3 protein-coding genes are annotated in these 2,823 nt (G+C 37.4%); all 3 read right to left on the reverse strand.

Annotation, left to right across the window (positions count from 1 at the left end; all coding sequences use genetic code 11):
* Nucleotides 1-506 precede the first annotated feature (506 nt).
* The 3 genes from H5185_RS21650 to H5185_RS21660 all read right to left on the reverse strand — a co-directional run bounded on the left by H5185_RS21650 (nucleotide 507) and on the right by H5185_RS21660 (nucleotide 2,327).
* On the reverse strand, nucleotides 507-818 hold the full coding sequence (locus H5185_RS21650) for a DUF2695 domain-containing protein (protein ID WP_182743190.1): 312 nt from the start codon (nucleotides 816-818) through the stop codon (nucleotides 507-509).
* A gap of 103 nt (nucleotides 819-921) precedes the next feature.
* Nucleotides 922-1,422, reverse strand: a complete 501-nt coding sequence (locus tag H5185_RS21655) for a hypothetical protein (RefSeq protein WP_182743192.1) — start codon at nucleotides 1,420-1,422, stop codon at nucleotides 922-924.
* 332 nt (nucleotides 1,423-1,754) lie between these two features.
* On the reverse strand, nucleotides 1,755-2,327 hold the full coding sequence (locus H5185_RS21660) for a hypothetical protein (RefSeq protein WP_182743194.1): 573 nt from the start codon (nucleotides 2,325-2,327) through the stop codon (nucleotides 1,755-1,757).
* Between the last annotated feature and the right edge of the window lie 496 nt (nucleotides 2,328-2,823).

Below are 2,823 nucleotides of genomic sequence, written 5' to 3' on the forward strand. Positions count from 1 at the left end.
TGTAGGTGAATAATATCTATTAGATCACAGACATCGATACGCCACAAGCTCAAAAAACAACCAATTAACTTTATTTGTTAAAAAACGTTGAAAACGTCTTTCTGGAGAAATTCTACAGCCTCAACAGCTTATTCAACGGCTCGACCGATAAAGCCGCCCGTTTAAGTTATTGATTAATATCATCCTACGTTTTCTATGTCTTTGAAGTAAAGCAATTTAATGACTCTTACACTTAAATAAAAAACGTAAATTGCACGTTAAAAGTGTCAACATCAAATGTAAAAAAATAAACCAATAATATCAATATATTAGAGTAGCCCTATTTTTCCAACATAGCCCTTTAGACTGCAAAAAGCCACAGTTAAACGCCCATAAAAATGGCTACATCAAGTAGCCAATCATCGTGGGTGGCAATTTTTTGGTACCAACGCCTTTGTAACGGGCAGCTTTGCTGCTAAGCAGCGCTTAAAGCTGTCCAGCCCGAAGGGCGTTAGTTGACAAACTTGTTATGAGTTTCCGTCAAGGTGCCACCCTACAATATCACCAACATCATCGTAAACGTTGTAGATCACCTCACAATCGCAGAAGCCGCCGTGCTCAACAAGCCAAGGAATAACCACTTCTGGGTTTAACTGCTTAGACTTGAGGAATTCAATTGTTTCCTTAAGCGTGTGATCACACTCTGGAGCTGATTCACGATTTAAAAAAGAGAGAAGTTCTTTAAGCTCATCGACACTCATTGGTATAGATGCGCGAATTTCATCTTGCTCATTCTTCTTGTGCTGAGCCTTCAGCTTTTTCTTCTGTTCTTTATCCATACTTACGACTCATAACGCCCATAATAACAGGCTAAAAATTGTGGGCTAAAATACGAGCATAGCGAGATAGCCCGCCGTTTTTAGTCCTTGTTAATTTGCTTTGTTAGGTTTTTGAGTACTGTAAATATAATTCGGCTAGCTCAACAAGCGTACTCGGTGCTTTTGGAATTGCTGATTTAATGTCTTCAGCCAGAGCAAAATTTTCAAAGCCTTTCATATCTTTTAGTAAATCAGGAGTAGACTCCAATAACGCTATAGATTTATTTAAAATATTTTTGAACACTCTCAACGACAATACTTGTGAATCTCTATCAATTTCATCATGGTAATGCTTAATGAGCTTGGTACATATTCGTAATTCTGTACCTTTGTCCTGAAATTCAGCTATTGGTAGCTCTTTAAGAAAAAGCTCAAAATTTTCATTATTCTTTTCTAACGTTTTACGAGCAGGCGATACATTACCTACGCATAATTCAATGAGCACAGTATTAACTTTACCGCCATAACTACTTTTAAGTTGCTCACTGAGCCACTTGCTTGCCACATTTAACGTAGCATTCCCACCAAATATTGAGTATGTACGATGGTAAAATATTATATCCATAGAATGAAACCTAACAGCTTATTGAACGGCTCGACCGATAAAGCCGCCCGTTTAAGTTATTGATTAATATCATCCTACGTTTTCTATGTCTTTGAAGTAAAGCAATTTAATACTCTTGTACTCAAATAAAAACTCAAATTGCACGTTAAAAGTGTCCGCATTAAATGTAAAGAAATAAACCAAACAATATCAATATATTAGAGCAGCCCTATTTTTCTCAACATAGTCCTTTAGACTGCAAAAAGCCACAGCAAAACGCCCATAAAAATGGCTACATCAAGTAGCCATTTTTATGTGAAAACTCATAGGGTATAACGCCTCTTAATGACTTGTTATGGCTTGTTTTCTATGTTTATGGACTTTAAAAGTAATGAACATTCTTCATCACTCGAAACTTTAAATATTTTTCCTTCTTTAGTCATTTGAGCAAGGCCTTTAAGCGAGCAGGTATTTTCTTTAAAATGATTTTCTACAACGCTTTTGGGAATATCGCTAGACTTAAAGTATGTGACATTGAACGAGCGTCTGAGAAAACCTGAACCACAATCGCTATGATTCTCGACAAAATTAACTTTTGCAGCTTTCATCTCTTTCTCAGCTATAACTTTGTCTTCAAAAGAGATTGTGAACTCACAAGATTTTCCTTCGTAATCTCTCCAAGAAGAAGAGTGGTGAAGAGAGTCCTCTTTTAACGTTGCAGTCCCATAGAAAGAGCCGCCGGTATAATAAGGGGGACCTCCGTTTATATCCATATAAATAACAACAGTGCTATTTGTTGCAGGATAAATTATTAGTTCTTGAGAAGAGTAGCCATAAGTTCCAACGTATGACTTCGTATCATTTTTGCTTTGTGCATAACAAGACAGGCTCACAAGTAATAAAGTTAGAAAAATTATCCTTTTCATAGTAATCCTAATTGAAAGTGCCAATTGTAAACGAGGCATAACGTTTTAGTATTTGTGCGTTGCGCTGTTTGCATGGAACAAACCACTTGTTGGACTTAGCCGATGCCGAGTCCAGGTTAATGGGTACGCTTTACGCTATAGGAATTTGCTTTTTTTGATGCTAGTTCTGAGCTGTAGTGCAGTTTTAAACTTGAAGTTTGGCTTGATTTGTAAGTGTTCAATTGCAATTCCCTTGTCATTGTAGTGCTCCATCACATTTTTTAAGTCTAACTGATCCAATGAGGTGAATACACTCGATTGAATCAGCATTTGGCTCTTAGCAGCGGCTTAGTTCAACGCTTGGGATAAGGACCATACTTTTTGCGGCCTTCCCGAATTTTGGTTCAAACGAAGTTAGAGGGGACGGGGTTATTTTCAAGAGCATACCCTGGAATTAAATAACCCCGTCCTTTTTATTTTAGCCACCACACATTGATGGTTGTCCCGCCCAGTTGCA

The organism is Shewanella sp. SG44-6, assembly GCF_014164185.1.
Classification (GTDB): Bacteria; Pseudomonadota; Gammaproteobacteria; order Enterobacterales; family Shewanellaceae; genus Shewanella; species Shewanella vesiculosa.